The sequence below is a fragment of the Acidiplasma sp. MBA-1 genome, assembly GCF_000949015.1.
Taxonomy (GTDB): Archaea; Thermoplasmatota; Thermoplasmata; order Thermoplasmatales; family Thermoplasmataceae; genus Acidiplasma; species Acidiplasma aeolicum.
Map to the genome: position 1 here is coordinate 46,201 of NZ_JYHS01000002.1, position 16,590 is coordinate 62,790.

The window sequence follows — 16,590 nt, forward strand, 5'->3', positions numbered from 1 at the left end:
ATTATTTCCATTATTTATCCTAATTTTCCAAATTTTTTGTGGTATTCAGTATAAGAGTATGCATACATTAATATGCCATTAAAGATTTAAATATTCAGCTTCAATGCTGGATGTTCTTATATTTAAAGTTTAAATAGCCTTTAGACACTCTAATGTTTAACATTATTGATTATAATATCATTAAACATTGAAATTCATAAATAATTCATATCCTCCGGAATTATAATTTAAAAGGACATTGATTAAAAATTTTTAAATATAATATTTAACTAATATATGCAATGGCTGTAACTCCAAGAAAGGGCGTTTTTATACCCAGAAGGGCAGTTTATGTAAGAAAAAGAAAGCATTCCTCAAGGGAGCGCTTTGAGCCCGGGTATATAACCAAGGAAAAGCAGAAATTAAAAAACGAAAAGGATAATATAATAAACCTTAGAAAGGCATTGAATAAATGTGGTGGAAGGAATGATTGCATCAGAAAGGTGGTAAGAAGAAGCAGAATATGCTATCATGATGTTATAGAAAGTGAGGAAAAAATAGACAGAATTTATTTAAGAAATGGTGCATATTTTCATTTAGAAAATAATAAATGGTTTTACCATAAAAAGGAATGATCAGGAATTTATGTATTTTTTTATTTCCCTTAAAAATTTTATAAAGTTCTCCCTTTTTAATGACCCGGTATTAACATTTCTTGGGCTTGGATGGTATGAGCAGTAAAGTCTGATTCCATTGATATCATAATAAAGTTCATTTCCAAATTTAACATTTTTAATGTTTATTCCCTTTTCTGATAGTATCCTTAAATAGGAATCAAAGGCTATTTTACCAAGAACCAGAACAGCCCTAAGCTTATCCATCATTTGTATTTCTCTTATAAGAAACGGCTGGCAATTTATAAGCTCATCCTTTAATGGTATGTTATCCGGTGGCGCACATTTTAATGCAAGTGTTATATACATATCATTGTATGTTAGTCCATCATCCCTGGATGTTGATGTTGGGATATTTGTAAAACCTGCCTCGTAAAGTGCCGATATCAAAAAATCGGAGCTTTTATCACCTGTAAAGATCCTGCCTGTTCTATTACCACCGTTAAATGCCGGTGCAAGACCAATCACGAGCAGTTTACCGTGAATGTCCCCATAACCTGTAACGGGCCTGCTCCAGTAAATTTCTCCAGAATACCTTCTTGGTATCTCCCGCGTCGTCCTGTATTCCACAAGCCTTGGGCATTTTCTGCAATTGATTATTTCTTCATTAAGATTCATTCTTTTATAATTCCAGCATTGCACTAAAACATTTACATAATATTAATATAAAGCAATTCATTTAAATGTTTATGAATTCACAGGAATATTATATAACAATATTTTTGGTTGCAGTAATTTTCTTCTTTATAGGGGCATGGTTTTCAAGATTCTGGTTGAGGCACCCATTCAGAAGGCCAATAGCCACAGGGCCGGATGCACTAATCGGCAAAACCGGTGAAATAAAAAATGTTCTCAAAAATAATACATATGAAATTAGCATAGATTCGCAGATCTGGCGTGCCGTTCCTGTTAATCCCGAGGATACATTTAAAAAGGGTGAAATGGCATATGTAAAGGCCATAAAAAATTTAACGGTTTATATTACAAAAATACAATAATTTTTATAATTGTTACAAATTTTTGACCATGTTCAAATATAACATTGGAATTATTGGCGGAAGCACAGCTGATGAATTTTACTGTAACATTGCCTATAAGGTTGGATATTTACTTTCCAAAAATGGATGCGCAGTGTTCTGCGGCGGAAAAACAGGCGTTATGGAGTGCGCATCGCATGGTGTTTATGATGCCGGTGGGTTTGTTGCAGGCTTTATGCCGGAATATACAAAAAATGGTGGAAATAAGTATCTTTCACTGGTTATACCTACCGGAATAGGCTATTTAAGGAACTTTCTCATTATAAGGGCAAGTGATGCATTAATTGCAATCGACGGAAAATCAGGGACAACCTCCGAGGCGGCATTTGCATTAACCGAGGGAAAAAGTGTGATATCAATAGGAAATTTAAACATTGATGTAAAAGAGGGGGATGGAAAATTAATAAGAGTTAAAACACCAGAGGAGGCTGTCGAAAGGGCCATGGACGAGGCTGGGAAATACACCTCAAAATTTGGTGAAAAATAAAATATAAAGACAATTATTCTTTTATTATATGTTTTCTCTCATATGATATGTGATGCATTAGCATAAAGAATCCAATGATATACTCTGCCATTACAGCACCAAGGAGCCTGAGATGCACAGTGAACATTTTATATGGACCCAGAAGAACGTATATTAATATTATTCCTATTAAAAATATTATTAATATGACAATTGCCGGGTTCTTATGCCTTAATTTTTCGAAATAAAACAGGCTTGGAAATGCTATAAATATTAATCCCAGTGGAAATGCCACCTCTGTAAATCCATTAATTTTTACATGGCCTATCTTATCAAACTGGAGGGATGCAATTCCTATTAAAATAATGGCAACCAGCAGTATTCCAAGTTCTATATAAAAAAGAGCTTTATTATTTCCCTTAGGTTTTTCATTTATAACCTGAGTTGATTCAACATTCTCGTCACTTGAAATATTTTCAGCCTTTATTTCATTTTCTGTGTTCTCATTATTGTCAGTCATTTATTAATCATGATTTTTTAATTATTAAATGTTTTGTATATTATTCTTTAATTTGCAAATATTAATTAATTAAAAATATATCCATGTTTATGTCTATTGAAAATGATATTGCCAGTGAAATGTACAGTTTTGGCATAGGCAACACACCACTTATAAAGCTGGATGATAATTTATACGCAAAGGCCGAATTTTGCAATAAATTCGGATCAATTAAATCAAGGGCAGCATTTTTTATGATAGATTATGCACTAAAAACCGGCATAATAAATAGGGATACAATTATTGTTGAGGCCTCATCTGGAAATACAGGAATAGCAGTGGCAGGTATATCAAATTTATTTGGGCTTAAGAGTAAAATAATAATACCGGAGGGTGCTAGTAATGGTACAAAAGATTATTTAAAATCTCTTGGATCAGATTTGATACTTACAAAGGGAAACAGCACAGAGGCCTCCATTGAATATGCCAGATCAATCGTTGAATCCGATCCCGGAAGATACTTTAGGTTAAACCAGCACGGAAATGACCTTAATTCAGATGCACATTATTACACAACAGCACCAGAAATTAAAAATGAAATAATTAACGTTGATTTTCTGGTTGCTGGAATTGGCACAGGCGGTACCATTACAGGAATTTCAAGATATTTGAAGGAGAATGGAAATACAAAAACAGTAGGAATAATTCCTGATTCCGGATCGCATATTTTTGGCCTCAGGAATCCGTTTATTTCAAATAATAAGTGGATACTTGATAAATATATGAAATATATTGATGATGTTAAAGAATTAAATGAAAAATATGCATATTATGGTGTTAGGGAACTTATGGATAAACAGCGTTTATTTTGTAGGCCCCTCATCGGGTGCTAATTATTATGTTTCAAAAGAATTAAGCGATATGTTTCCTGATAAAAATGTTGTAACAGTGTTTCCTGATAGCGGTAAAAAATATATGGAAATTTACAGGGAGAAAAATATATTTACTCATTAAATTTTGGGGTTTTTTTGTTTAGAAAGCTCTCTATGCCCATTTTCGCATTTTTTGTGTTAAATAATTCAGCAAAATATTTTGATTCATCATAAAATGAGGATTCCATCATCAATTTTTTGATATTTATTATGGCCTCACGGGATTTTTTATAAAGATCAACTGCAAGTTCAATGGCCCTCTCCATCGGATTATCTGAAATTTCTGCAATTATGCCGTACCTCACTGCATCATCGGCATTAAAGGTTTTACCTGTCATGATTATGTATTCAGAATTTGCCCTTCCTGCAATTTTTTTTAGGCGCTGGGTTCCCCCCCAGCCCGGAAGTATTCCAAGATTAACTTCCGGAAATCCCCATTTTAATTTCGGCCCTCCTATTCTAAAATCTGTTGATAATGCAAGCTCAAGACCGCCACCAAGTGTGTATCCATTAAGTACGGAAATGACCGGCATGGGAAAAGACTCAATTTCATCAAGTATCTCATGCCCCTTCATGCTCAGATTAAATGCCTCTGTATCCTTCATGCCAACGAAATTGTTTATATTTGCACCCGCAGAGAAGGCACGGTTATTTCCTGTTATAATGTTTATCTTATTATTTTTAAGCAGGTTTTTAACAGATTCCAGCCTTGAAATATCAAGTGGATTAAGTCCGCCATCATCCATTTTTATTACATTATACTCATCAAACTCTTCATTATTTATCATATTTATAAAACCCCTCACCTGTTTTTCTACCAAGTTTTCCGGCATAAACCATATTTCTCAACGTGACTGGTGGCTTAAACCTTTCATAGCCAAGGTCATTATATAATACATTGAGTATATCATAAACAACATCGTTGCCTATAAAATCAGATAATTCAAGCGGGCCCATGGGATGGTTCATTCCAAGCTTCATTATTGTATCTATTCCGGCCGCATCTGATATGCCCTCCTCAAGTGATATAATTGCCTCCCTGATTAATGCCATCAGAACCCTGTTTGAAATAAAACCGGGAAAATCCTTAACCATAACCGGGGTTTTTCCAAGTGATTTTGAAATATCCATAACCCTTTTTATTGTATCACCATCAGTATCGTATCCTGAAACAACCTCGATTAACTTCATTATTACTGGAGGATTAAAAAAGTGCATGCCAATAAATTTTTTTGGATTCGGCGCATATTTTGAGAGCATTGTAATTGATATTGATGATGTGTTTGTTGCAACAATGGCATTCTGATTTTTAATTTTATGCAAAACCTCACTTTTAATTTCAGGTTTTTCTATTACAGCCTCCACATAAAATTCTGAGTCATATGCAGTGAAATTTGTATCATATAATATTCTTTCTGATACCCTTTCAGGTTCCTTTATTATGCCCTTCTCTGATAATTTCTTAAGTGATGCGTTGATTGCCAGCTCTGATTTTCTAAGTATTGAGTCGGAAATATCTGAAAGTATGACATCATGTCCAAACTGTGCAAATACCTCCGCAATACCGGAACCCATGGTTCCACCACCAATTACAGTTACCCTCAATATATCATCTCCAGTGATAATGAGTGGCCACCGCCACCACCATGGCATATCGTTGCAAGGCCGGTATTCAACTTTCTTGATTTAAGTGCGTTTATAAGTGTTACTATAATTCTTGACCCGCTGTTTCCCAGTGGATGGCCTATTGCTATTGCCCCGCCATTTACATTAAACCTTTCAGGGTCTATACCCAGCTGATCACGTACTATTATGGATGCAACTGAAAATGCCTCGTTGTGCTCAACAAGATCGTAATAATCTATATTTTTCCCCTGTTTTTCCAGCAATTTTCTTGTTGCGGGTATTGGTGCCTCAACAAAGTCCCTTGGATTCATTGATGCGGAGGCAAATCCTGTGATTTTTGCTATGGGTTTTAATCCATACTCATCAACAGCCTTTTTTGATGCCAGAAGCAGGGCAGAGGCACCATCTGAAAGCTGGGATGAGCTGCCTGCCGTGAGAATCCCATTGCGATCAAATGCGGGGACAAGCTTTTCAAGGTCCTCCATGGTGGTCTTTCTTATTCCCTCATCCTTTTCAAGGTTTTTTAACGGCACAATCTCCTTTGAAAATTCACCGGATTCTGTGGCCCTTAATGCACGCTCCTGGCTTTCAACAGAGAACTCATCGGCATCCTTTCTTGTTATGCCGTACTTCCTTGCAGACCCCTCGGCGGAAACGCCCATGTGCTCATTGTACATTGCATCTATCAGACCATCAACAAGCATGGAATCCTCAACCTTGAAATTTTTGTATAAAAGCTGTTTTGGTCCCCATCTAAACTCAGAATTAAGCAACAGTGGTGATGCACTCATATTTTCCATGCCGCCTGCGATTATTATGTCGTGCTCCCCCAGGGCTATCTCCCTTGCGGCATTTTCAACTGCAAGCATTCCAGAGGCACATACAACATTTACTGTATTTTTTGTCACCTCATCCCGCAGACCTGCATAAAATGCTGCCTGGCCTGCAGGATTTTGGCCCACACCGGCCTGGATTACATTACCCATAATAACCTCCTCCACGAGGTCCTTATCTATCCTTGAATCATCTATGACGCCCTTAATTGCCACACCACCAAGTTCTGTGGCCTTTACCCTTGCCAGGGATTTTCCAAATTTCCCTATGGGCGTTCTTTTTGCCGAAACTATATAAGTATCTAACATCGAATAAGTATAATAAATACATTTATCTATTTTTTCATTAATACAAGATTAATAAATACGGCATTAAGCGAATTAAAACCCAATTTTTTATCAGATATTTATAGGCAAGATTATTAACATTTATATCATTACCTTTTTATGATGGTAGTTTTATACCTGCTGGTACCCGCAGCCATAGTATCACTGGCAATAATAATAGCCATACTTCATATGATTGCACCTGACCACTGGACCCCAATAATTTCATATGCAATAAAGAATAGATATACAAAAAAGAAGACGGGCGCTGTTTCACTTTCACTGGGAATTCTTCATGGTTTATTCTCATCTGTGCTATCATTTACCATAGTTATTTTTGGTATTCATTTTATTCCTGATATATATTTAAGGCTATTTGTGGTCTCCATATTATTATTTGTTTCATTTTATATAATAATAAACGCAAGGCATGAGGCACATGAGAACCGCATGCCAGAGCCAATTAAAAAAACCATACTTTTAACAAGTATTATCCCAGATCCGGCAATAGTGCCGGTCATACTCATGGGGCTTACATATGGCATGGGATTTATATTTAATACGATCTCCGTTTTTATAATAATTTCCGGTCTAACACTTTTTTCAATAACCATATTTTTGCATAAAATTCTTTTTAATAAAATAAACAGTTTAAGTCCACAGAAAATAGACTATCTTGTTGCATTAATCCTTCTGGTAACCGTTGTTTTTGTGATTCTTTAATATAAATACATTATCACAATTTTAAATATTTATACATTGTTTAACTCGGAAAATTAATAAACAGTTAATATATATAAACCAATGAAACTTGAATATTATTTACTGGATATGCCATTGATTGTGCCATTCAAAACTAGCTTTGGCACGGATGTGAACAGAAAGCCCCTTATTTTTAGGCTTGAACATAATGGTATTGTATCATACTCTGAATCAGTAACTGATCAGGATCCATTTTACAGCTATGAGGATAATGACACCGCACTTCATGTAATAAAAAGGTATCTGGCACAAAATATTAAGGATGTTCCTGATCCTGAGGAATTTCTAACAAGATCATCAAACATAAAAGGCCATAATATGGCAAAGGCTGCACTTGAAATGCTTTTATATGATTACAGGGCAAGGGAGATGGGAAAACCGTTGCATGAATTCCTTGGTGATAGCCGTGGGTATGCAAACGTTGGAATTTCAATAGGCATGGACGATATAAATAAAATGATAAAAAGAATAGATGATGCATTAAAATTAAAATATAAGAGAATAAAGGTAAAAATAATGAAGGGTGAGGAGTTAAAAATAGTTTCTGCCATAAGGGACGTATACCCTGATATAAATTTAAGCGTTGATGCAAATTCTGATTACACTGAAAAGGACTTTGAATTACTTAAAAAACTTGATAAATTCAATCTGGTGTATATAGAGCAGCCATTATATCATGATGATTTAATATACCATGCAAGACTTGCAAGGGAGATATCAACCCCAATATGCCTTGATGAATCAATAACATCCCCTGAAAAGGCACAGAAAGCATTTGACATTGGCGCATGCAGCGTGATCAATATAAAACCTGGAAGGGTATCAGGACTTACCAATTCATTAAAAATTGCAAGAATTGCCAGGGAAAATAATGGCCATGTCTGGATCGGTGGAATGCTTGAAACAGGGGTTGGCAGATCATATAACATCGCAATGGCGTCAAATAAGCTCATAGACTATCCCGGTGATACATCACCAAACAGCAAATATTACATAAGGGACATTGTTAAAAATCCATATAATATGGAGGACGGCATAATAAAGGATTATAATGGCGCAGGCAATGGGATAGAAATAGATGAGGAATTAATTAATAAGTATGCTGTTGAAAGGGGTGTTATATTTTGAATCCGCTTGAATATATGGAAAAAAATAAAAAAAATATGATAAATGACCTTAGAACTGTTGTTGAATTTGAAACCCCATCATATAATAAAAAACTTCTTGATAAATTTGTGGACTTTATTTCAGGATATTTGGAGGAAAACCTCAAATGTGTACCGGAAATTATAAAATCTGATAACACCGGGAATGATATTAAATGCACACTTGGCAGCGGAAAAAAAATACTTTTATTAACACATTATGATACTGTTTTTTCAGAGGGAACATTAAAGGAAAGGCCATTCAGAATTGAGGGTGAAAAGGCATACGGTCCCGGCATATTTGACATGAAGGCCGGAATAATACAGACATTATATGCACTTAAATACATTGTTGAGCATTCTGAATTTAATAGGCAAATCGTTCTTTTAATGACATCTGACGAGGAAATAGAAAGTGGCTTTTCAAAGGATATAATTATAGAAAATGCCAGGAATGCAGAATATGTTCTGGTTATGGAACCATCATTAAATGGAAAGCTTAAAACGGAAAGAATGGGTGTTGGCACAGTAAAACTAACAGTGCATGGAAAATCATCGCATGCCGGCCTTGATCCGGAAAAGGGAGTAAATGCAATTATAGAGGCTGCCAATATAATAATGGAGGTAAAAAAATCAGGTATAGCTGGAATAAATTTTGATGTCATAAGAGGGGGCACGAGGTCAAATGTTATACCAGATCTTTGCATTGCAGAGGCAGATCTGAGATTCAGATCAGAACGCATGGTGTCTGATATTAAAAATCTGATTGAAAATATAAAACCTGTAAATCCACTGGCAAAAATAGAAACAGAATACAATATAAGGCCACCAATGATAAAAACGCTCAAATCACAGGAGCTGTTCATGAGGGCAAGGAAAATTGCACATGAAAAATTAAATATGAATCTTGAGGAAACATCTGTTGCCGGTGGCAGCGATGGCAATTTTTGTTCATACTATGCCCCTGTTCTGGATGGGCTTGGTGCAGTTGGTGACGGTGCCCACTCTGAAAATGAATTTATATACATTAATTCAATGCCCGAGCGTGCAGCCCTTTTATATTATTTAATTAATGACCTTTGAAATAAATTTTATTCAAATTATAATTTAATATAAATTTAAAAAATAAATTTCAAATTATTGCAAGAACCCCAAAGAATACAACAAATATAAGGCTTAACCAGTAAAATATTCTTGTTAATTTTTTCATATAAAATTTTCCCATTATTTTCCTGTTTTGACCAATAATGCCCATTATCACACCAGGGCCTATCAGAACAAAAACAAAGATGACGAGCAGGTAAAGAACTGAATTAATTAACATATCTGCAGGCAGTATCATTCCGGCTATAACTGCAGGAAGGCTTTCCAGAACATAAACGGTGAAAACATGCTTTTTATTTATGTTTAATGACTCAACAACCCCCCATGCACTGCCCATGGATATTACTATTAGGGCAATAAATCCTGCTGCAATTAAACCTATTCCAAATAGATATGGGGAGAAAGACCCGGCAACTGCGTCAAGCGCAACTGAAAGCTGTGATGCTGAGGCAAAATCTGTGGTTTTTGGCACCCCTGAAAATACCATCTCCACTATTACCATGAGCAGTTCTGAAACTATTGCACCAAATAACGTTTCACGTTTCATTGATTTTAACGCCGCCCGGTCTATTTCATCACTCCTTGTATTGTTTATATCAATATATGAGTTCTTAACATACCTGACCTTATTTGCCGTGGCTGATGCCTGAAAAAACAGCATAAATGGCATTATGACCGCACCAACATTTACTGCCAGAATAAATATGTAGGAGTATCCTGGTGAAAAGTATACCGGGGATGAATTAATAAAACCACGCAGGAACAGGTCAACAATGAAGGCCACTATAAGCACCAGTGTTATTGGTATTAAGATTTTTTCTGTTTTTCTGTATCCGTGTCTGGAAACAACGAATAAATGAACCACATATATAACCGGAAGTGAAATTAATATTGGTATGCCCATCAGGTTTAATCCTATGGCTATGCCCATATATTCTATTGCATATGTTACAACATCTGTAAGTGCCATTGGAAATGACATAATAACAGATACTTTTTTTGAATAATTCTCACGTATGACATCACCAAGTCCCTTGGATGTTGCTATGCCTATCCTCCCTGATATCTCCTGGACAAAATATAATGGAAGTATCATGAGAATCATGAACCATATTAATCCGTATTTAAAAATGGCACCTGTTTCTGCAGCCCCTATTGTACTGCTTGCGTCCATATCAGCAATCATAACAAGCCATGCGGGACCAAAGAAGCGAAGGTAGAACCTTAACCTGCTCTTTCTGGATCTTAGGTTTAAATCTGATTCCTCATTCATATGATGTCACTAGCCTGAAGGAGCCTGCAAGTTTTTCTGGTATTTTAAATTCATTATTACCTGATATAACTATGCTCCTACCATCCCTGTAGAAGGTTAAGTTCTGACCGGGAAGGATCGATGCATCTGCAAATTTCTTCAGAAGGTTATTTTCCTCATATATAATTCTTGAAAGTTTGTATCTTCCCTCTGGAACCTGATTAATGCTAAATTCCATGATATTTGGGTTTTCTTTAATGTTTATGGGATTTCCATGAGGGCATCTATCAGGATTTCCAAGGTTCTTCCTGAGCTTATTAAAATGTAAATCATCTATTGAATGCTCTATATCCATAACAGCATCATGGGATTCCTCCCATGGTACATCGAGCATTTTTACGGCAAATACCTCGGATATTCTGTGCCTGCTCATTATTGGTGCGGCCAGGTCAAGTCCATATGTTGTTAAATATATCTTTCTGTTAAACTTTTTAATAATGTTTTTAGCCTCAAGCTTGTTTAAATACTCAGAAACTGTTGGCATGGAGACATTTAAATCGGAGCTTATTCCTATTTCGTTGGCACTACCAAATGCCTCTATGAGGGTGTAAATTGTTTTTATATAATCCTCCTCATTATTTCTAAAATCCATGCAACAATATTAGGTATACCTAAATAAATTTATCTAAAGTTGAAGTAACTAAAATATAAACATCTGATGTAATTTTATGAATTCAACTTTTGCATGCATTAAGAATTTTTAGTGTTTCAAAAATTATAAAAATTGATGATAATTATGTTTATTCTAAAGGCTTAAAGCCATATATTATCAATATATGTTACCAGATATATTTGGTCAGACAGCATTTTTTTCAAGTATTCTGTTTGGTATATCACGGTTTAACAGTGAAGATATTATAATGCTAAATATTATAGGAATCATTAAGATGTATATTATTGACTGGTTCCAGCCTATTATGTAAACGAGTGAAAGTAAAGATGTTGGCATTATTATGTTGCCAATCCACATAAAGGCATAACCGTATGTGCTTGCAGTCGCCCTAACTCTTGTTGGGAACATGTCGTTTACGTAAAATGGCCATGCAGCCCACTGTGATAATAAAAAGAAAATAAATACAATATTAAATAGCAGTACATAATAATATGATGTTGATAATATTATTCCGGCAACGGAAATTGATGTTATAAACATGAATACTGCCATGACGTTTCTTCTGCCTATTTTATTGCCAAGATATGCTGCAAATATGTATCCAATAATACCTATGCCAAAGGATATAAATTCAAAGGATAATGTGTCAAGGAATGCTATGTGTTTTATTTCAACGTAATATATTGGCAATGCCACAAGAGATATTGTTGCACTTCCCGATAGTATTGCGGCATAAATTGCAATGAGTATGGATTTTCTCCTTAAATCCCTGTGGAACATTTGTACAAAGGGATTTTTTATTGCCTCCCTCAAATTGGCGCTGTATCTTGTTGTTTCCTCCTTTTTATTTTGAATATAATCATTTTTTGCCTTCCTTAAATCCATGAATCTGTCTGTTTCAGGCAGTGATTTTCTGAAATATAATATGAACAGGGCGGGCAGAACGCCTATAAAAAATACATATGTTAAATGTATATTATATAATTCAAATAGATAAACCACTGCAGCACCAAATGTCTGGCCCACAGGAAAACCCAGTGATGTTATTAGCATCTGTCTTCCACGAAGTTTGTGCGGTGCGGTCTCTGCCGTTAAGGTGAAACCCAGCGGTTCATCTGTTCCTGCACCTACAGATGTTAAACCGCGTGAAAACATAAAGGTTGGAACAGAAAAGGAAAAACCGGTTATTAAAGACCCAAATGAATATAATAAAACAGTAATCATAAATAATAATCTTCGCCCATACTTATCTGCAAGGTAACCAAAGGAGAATGCAGCTATGGCGGAAACAATAAATGCGGTATCGTTTATTATATTTATATCATTTAAATTAAAATTAAATAACGCTATCAATCCCGGTATGCTTGCAAGGAACATTTCAAAATCGAATGCAAATAATAAAACACCAAAAAATGCAGATAATATATATCTCCAATATTTTTCCATATTCTGATATTGCAATTATGTATATATTTTATTATAAAATAAATTTTGATTTAAATGCATTTTATTATTTGTTAAATAATTAGTGTATCAAATAAAAACCAGTTATTCAAACTAATTAAAATTATTTTCTTTAATATTTAGGCTTCAGTCAGTGTAATTTTTTCTGCATTAACCGTAATTTTTGTTCATTATAATTATTAATAACTACATTAATTATATAAATGATATCATAATATTAATTTATGGCAACGGTGGCAGATATCATTATAAAAACATTAGTTAATTTTGGAGTTAAGAGAATATATGCAATACCAGGAGATTCATTAAATCCAATCATCGATGCAATAAGGAGAAATAAGGATATTGAGTATGTGCAGGTTAGGCACGAGGAGGGCGGCGCATTAAGTGCATCATTTGAATCAAAATACTCCAGTAAATTATCTGCCTGCATGGGCACTTCAGGACCAGGGTCTATTCATTTATTAAATGGTTTATATGATGCAAAAATGCAGCATGTTCCAGTAATAGCATTGACAGGTCAGATTGAAACAGATTTATTGCACCATGATTATTTTCAGGAGGTTGATTTAATAAAATTATTCGATGATGTTTCTGTATTTAATGCAAGAATAGTTAATCCGAAAAATGCCCATTATTTAATATGGAGGGCATGCAGGGAGGCAATATTGAAAAAAGGCGTGGGACACATAGACATGCCTGTGGATATATTAAGGGAAAATGCAGCTGAGGAGGACCTGTCATATTATATTAATCCTGTAAGCTATAAACAAGATGGCATGGAAGAGGCAGCAAAATTAATAAATGAAAGCAAAAGGCCATTAATATTCATAGGTGGTGGTTCTAGAAATTATCATGATGAAATAAATAATTTTGCGGAAAAAATAGGTGCTCCTATAGTTTATTCACTTGATGGAAAGGGAACATTTAATGATGATGATAAAAAGGTAATGGGCGGCATAGGCCTGCTTGGAACAAGGCCATCAGTAAAGGCCATAGAAAACTGTGATTTAATGATATTCCTTGGAACAATATTTCCGTACACATCATTTTTAAAAAAGGTCAATAATATACAGGTAAATAATAATATAGATGATTTAAATAAAATTATGAAGGCAAATTATTCATATTTATGTGATATAAAATATTTTATTGATAACATAAATGTTAATGAAAAGGATGAAAAATATTACAATGAACTTCAGGATGAAAGGGAAAAATGGTTTGCTAGCCTTAATAAAATGATAAATGACAAAAGAAATCCTATAAGGGCAGAGGTATTAACAAATGAGATATCAAAAAGAATTGAGGACGACGCAATAATAATAACAGATACCGGCGATGTGACATTATGGACAAACAGATTTATTAGGGCAAAAAATAAAAATAAATTTTATTTTTCTTCATGGCTTGGAACAATGGGGTCAGGCATTCCAGGAGCAATAGGACTTGCTTTTGCATCCGGAAAAAAGGTTTACGGAATAATAGGGGATGGCAGCTTTGCAATGACATCAATGGAGTTAATAACAGCAAAAAAATATAATTTGCCTGTTAAATTAATAGTATATGATAACCATATACTTGGAATGATAAAGCTTGAGGAGGAGGTCATGGGATATCCCGAATACGGCGTTGATTTATATAATCCAGATTTTTCAAAGCTTGCGGAATCAGTAGGAATAGAGGGCATAAGGGTTAATAGTATAGAAGAGCTTGATTCTAAATTGGATGAGTTCTTTTCCCATGATGGCCCTGTTGTTCTTGATGTTATAACTGAAACAAATGAAACGCCAATGCCGCCAAAGCTTGAGTTTAAGGTTGCAGAAAAATATGTAACATCAATATTAAGGGAAAAACTGGAGCCAAAGGATTAATTTTTTTAATAATTAAATATAATAATTATATATTCTTTTAATGATTGAAATAGTTAATTTAAGTAATGAAAATAAATATAAGGCCGAAGAGTTTTTGATGAAGGAGCCATACAAAAATGCATATATTATATACGATTTAAATAATGATAATTCTGAAATAAAAATAGTTTATGAAAATGATATAATAAAGGGCATATTGGTTATATACAATGGAAATAATAAAATAATATGGTTTTATGGAAACAGGGATTCATTCAAGGCCGTTATTAATAATATAAACTATGACAAATTTATAATGATAATAGATGAAAAGAATCTTGATATTATAAAATCAAAATATAAAATAAAATATTATAATGAATATATAATGAGATTAAAAATAAAGGATTTTATTTTTAATAATGATAATAATTCAAGAAAATTAAATAATGATGATATTATTAAATATAAGGAATTTATAAACACTGCAAATATTAAAATAGATCAGGAATTCTATATAAAAAACTTTGATGTTTTTGGCTATTTCTACGAAAATAAAATTGTCTCATCAGGAATAATAGCTGCAAAATCATTTAAGGCGTATGTTTTTGGAAATATATACACGTTAATTAATTACAGGAATAGGGGTTATGCAAAATCTTTAATTTCATCAATGGTAAAATACTGCTCAAATAAAACTGAAAATATAATAATATATGTAAGATCAGATAATAATGCTGTTAATTTATATAAAAACCTTGGATTTAAAATAACAGGAAACAGAATTTTTATAGATTATAACACAAATGTAATTCCATAATTATTTAAATTAATATAATAAATTTATTTTTTATTTTAAAATTATATTTTTTTATTAAATTCTTTAAGGATATATTTATATAAAGTTTTGATTTTTCTTTACTATGAAATATGATATTATTGTTATAGGTGCCGGAATTACAGGATTAAGCTCTGCATACCATTTAAAAAGGATAATCCATCATTAAAAATACTTATTGTGGATAAATTTAAAACATTCTCACAGGGTAATACAGCAAAAAGTGCTGCTGCATTCAGGGATTTTTTCTCATTAAGAGAAAACCAGGTAATGGCATAGGCATCGATAAATTTTTATAGGCATTTGCAGAATGATTTAAACATTGATATTGGAATGAAGTTTTGCGGTTATTTATTTTTATTTGATAAAGAATACGGAAATGATTTTGTTTCAAAATATCCAAATTCAAGGATAATATACGATGATTTATCAGAATTTTTTAATATAAATATAGATAATGAGACAAAGAATATAATGGATATAGATTCAATAAAAACAGCAATACTGGATGAAAATGCAGGCATAATAGAGCCGGATTTACTATCAAAATTTTATTATAATGAATTAATTGAAATGAGTGCGGGAATACCGGGAAGCATATGGCTGGCCTTTGCATCAGGCAAAAAGGTCTACGGAATAATAGGAGATGGCAGCTTTGCAATGACATCAATGGAGTTAATAACGATGAAAAAATACAACCTGCCTGTTAAATTAATAGTGTACGATAATCATATACTCGGAATGATAAAGCTTGAGGAGGAGGTTATGGGATATCCAGAATATGGCGTCGATTTATACAATCCAGATTTTTCAAAGCTTGCTGAATCTGTGGGAATAAAAGGTATAAGGGTTAACAGTGTGTCTGAACTGGATTCCAAACTGGATGAGTTCTTTTCATATAATGGTCCTGTGGTTCTTGACGTTGTAACAGAAACAAATGAAACACCAATGCCACCAAAACTTGAATTTAAGGTTGCAGCAAAATATGTGACATCTATATTGAGGGAAAAACTTGAACCAAAAGATTAAGTGTAATTAATTTGATATTATGATGGGAATATAATTTTATTATTTTCCTAATGGAATCGGTGCGTTTATTTTAATTTAAAGACAATTTAAACCATTT

Annotated in this window: 19 protein-coding genes; 11 read left to right on the forward strand and 8 right to left on the reverse strand. The window is 33.6% G+C overall.

Features of this window, described 5'->3' with window-relative positions:
- Positions 1-281: 281 nt before the first annotated feature.
- Complete coding sequence (locus TZ01_RS03400; protein WP_048101424.1) at positions 282-614, forward strand: hypothetical protein; 333 nt, start codon at positions 282-284, stop codon at positions 612-614.
- Here TZ01_RS03400 and TZ01_RS03405 read toward each other — a convergent pair whose 3' ends face one another.
- Positions 615-1,271, reverse strand: a complete 657-nt coding sequence (locus tag TZ01_RS03405; RefSeq protein ID WP_048101425.1) for a uracil-DNA glycosylase — start codon at positions 1,269-1,271, stop codon at positions 615-617. It abuts the gene before it with no gap.
- Positions 1,272-1,342: 71 nt separating this feature from the next.
- On the opposite strand from TZ01_RS03405, the gene TZ01_RS03410 reads away from it, so the two are divergent.
- Positions 1,343-1,651, forward strand: a complete 309-nt coding sequence (locus TZ01_RS03410; RefSeq protein WP_048101426.1) for an NfeD family protein — start codon at positions 1,343-1,345, stop codon at positions 1,649-1,651.
- A gap of 28 nt (positions 1,652-1,679) precedes the next feature.
- A complete protein-coding gene (locus TZ01_RS03415) occupies positions 1,680-2,177 on the forward strand; it encodes a TIGR00725 family protein (protein WP_048101427.1) in 498 nt (165 codons plus the stop codon).
- Between the two features lie 13 nt (positions 2,178-2,190).
- On the opposite strand, the gene TZ01_RS03420 is transcribed toward TZ01_RS03415, so the two are convergent.
- A complete protein-coding gene (locus TZ01_RS03420) occupies positions 2,191-2,676 on the reverse strand; it encodes a hypothetical protein (protein ID WP_048101428.1) in 486 nt (161 codons plus the stop codon).
- Between the two features lie 89 nt (positions 2,677-2,765).
- Here TZ01_RS03420 and TZ01_RS03425 point away from each other — a divergent pair, with 89 nt between their 5' ends.
- The gene (locus tag TZ01_RS03425) at positions 2,766-3,548 is read left to right on the forward strand and encodes a pyridoxal-phosphate dependent enzyme (RefSeq protein WP_052656729.1); all 783 of its coding nucleotides are present in this window, start codon (positions 2,766-2,768) and stop codon (positions 3,546-3,548) included.
- 110 nt (positions 3,549-3,658) lie between these two features.
- On the opposite strand, the gene TZ01_RS03430 is transcribed toward TZ01_RS03425, so the two are convergent.
- The 3 genes from TZ01_RS03430 to TZ01_RS03440 are packed head-to-tail and all read right to left on the reverse strand — an operon-like array spanning position 3,659 to position 6,355.
- The gene (locus TZ01_RS03430; protein WP_052656731.1) at positions 3,659-4,375 is read right to left on the reverse strand and encodes an enoyl-CoA hydratase/isomerase family protein; all 717 of its coding nucleotides are present in this window, start codon (positions 4,373-4,375) and stop codon (positions 3,659-3,661) included.
- A complete protein-coding gene (locus TZ01_RS03435) occupies positions 4,365-5,192 on the reverse strand; it encodes a 3-hydroxyacyl-CoA dehydrogenase family protein (RefSeq protein WP_048101430.1) in 828 nt (275 codons plus the stop codon). Before TZ01_RS03435 ends, TZ01_RS03430 begins: the two co-directional genes overlap by 11 nt.
- A complete protein-coding gene (locus TZ01_RS03440) occupies positions 5,189-6,355 on the reverse strand; it encodes an acetyl-CoA C-acetyltransferase (protein WP_048101431.1) in 1,167 nt (388 codons plus the stop codon). Before TZ01_RS03440 ends, TZ01_RS03435 begins: the two co-directional genes overlap by 4 nt.
- Positions 6,356-6,493: 138 nt before the next feature.
- On the opposite strand from TZ01_RS03440, the gene TZ01_RS03445 reads away from it, so the two are divergent.
- The 3 genes from TZ01_RS03445 (at position 6,494) to TZ01_RS03455 (ending at position 9,363) form a co-directional block, all read left to right on the forward strand.
- On the forward strand, positions 6,494-7,096 hold the full coding sequence (locus TZ01_RS03445) for a hypothetical protein (RefSeq protein WP_048101432.1): 603 nt from the start codon (positions 6,494-6,496) through the stop codon (positions 7,094-7,096).
- 81 nt (positions 7,097-7,177) lie between these two features.
- Complete coding sequence (gene menC / locus TZ01_RS03450) at positions 7,178-8,263, forward strand: o-succinylbenzoate synthase (protein WP_048101433.1); 1,086 nt, start codon at positions 7,178-7,180, stop codon at positions 8,261-8,263.
- Entirely contained in the window at positions 8,260-9,363 is a 1,104-nt protein-coding gene (locus TZ01_RS03455; RefSeq protein ID WP_052656733.1) for a M20 family metallopeptidase, read from the forward strand. Before menC ends, TZ01_RS03455 begins: the two co-directional genes overlap by 4 nt.
- 49 nt (positions 9,364-9,412) lie before the next feature.
- Here TZ01_RS03455 and TZ01_RS03460 read toward each other — a convergent pair whose 3' ends face one another.
- The 3 genes from TZ01_RS03460 to TZ01_RS03470 all read right to left on the reverse strand — a co-directional run bounded on the left by TZ01_RS03460 (position 9,413) and on the right by TZ01_RS03470 (position 12,755).
- Positions 9,413-10,657: an NRAMP family divalent metal transporter gene (locus TZ01_RS03460; protein WP_048101434.1), complete on the reverse strand. Its 1,245-nt coding sequence runs from the start codon at positions 10,655-10,657 to the stop codon at positions 9,413-9,415.
- Entirely contained in the window at positions 10,650-11,288 is a 639-nt protein-coding gene (locus TZ01_RS03465; protein ID WP_048101435.1) for a metal-dependent transcriptional regulator, read from the reverse strand. Before TZ01_RS03465 ends, TZ01_RS03460 begins: the two co-directional genes overlap by 8 nt.
- Positions 11,289-11,492: 204 nt before the next feature.
- Positions 11,493-12,755: an MFS transporter gene (locus TZ01_RS03470; protein ID WP_048101436.1), complete on the reverse strand. Its 1,263-nt coding sequence runs from the start codon at positions 12,753-12,755 to the stop codon at positions 11,493-11,495.
- 242 nt (positions 12,756-12,997) lie between these two features.
- Here TZ01_RS03470 and TZ01_RS03475 point away from each other — a divergent pair, with 242 nt between their 5' ends.
- The 4 genes from TZ01_RS03475 to TZ01_RS09170 all read left to right on the forward strand — a co-directional run bounded on the left by TZ01_RS03475 (position 12,998) and on the right by TZ01_RS09170 (position 16,493).
- Positions 12,998-14,647: a thiamine pyrophosphate-dependent enzyme gene (locus tag TZ01_RS03475; RefSeq protein WP_048101437.1), complete on the forward strand. Its 1,650-nt coding sequence runs from the start codon at positions 12,998-13,000 to the stop codon at positions 14,645-14,647.
- A 40-nt stretch (positions 14,648-14,687) separates the two neighbouring features.
- Positions 14,688-15,446, forward strand: a complete 759-nt coding sequence (locus TZ01_RS03480; protein WP_048101438.1) for a GNAT family N-acetyltransferase — start codon at positions 14,688-14,690, stop codon at positions 15,444-15,446.
- A 103-nt stretch (positions 15,447-15,549) separates the two neighbouring features.
- Positions 15,550-15,633 (forward strand): FAD-binding oxidoreductase, encoded by an 84-nt coding sequence (locus tag TZ01_RS09985; protein ID WP_156150322.1) that lies wholly within the window; start codon positions 15,550-15,552, stop codon positions 15,631-15,633.
- A gap of 134 nt (positions 15,634-15,767) precedes the next feature.
- A complete protein-coding gene (locus TZ01_RS09170; protein ID WP_052656734.1) occupies positions 15,768-16,493 on the forward strand; it encodes a thiamine pyrophosphate-dependent enzyme in 726 nt (241 codons plus the stop codon).
- Positions 16,494-16,590: the final 97 nt, after the last annotated feature.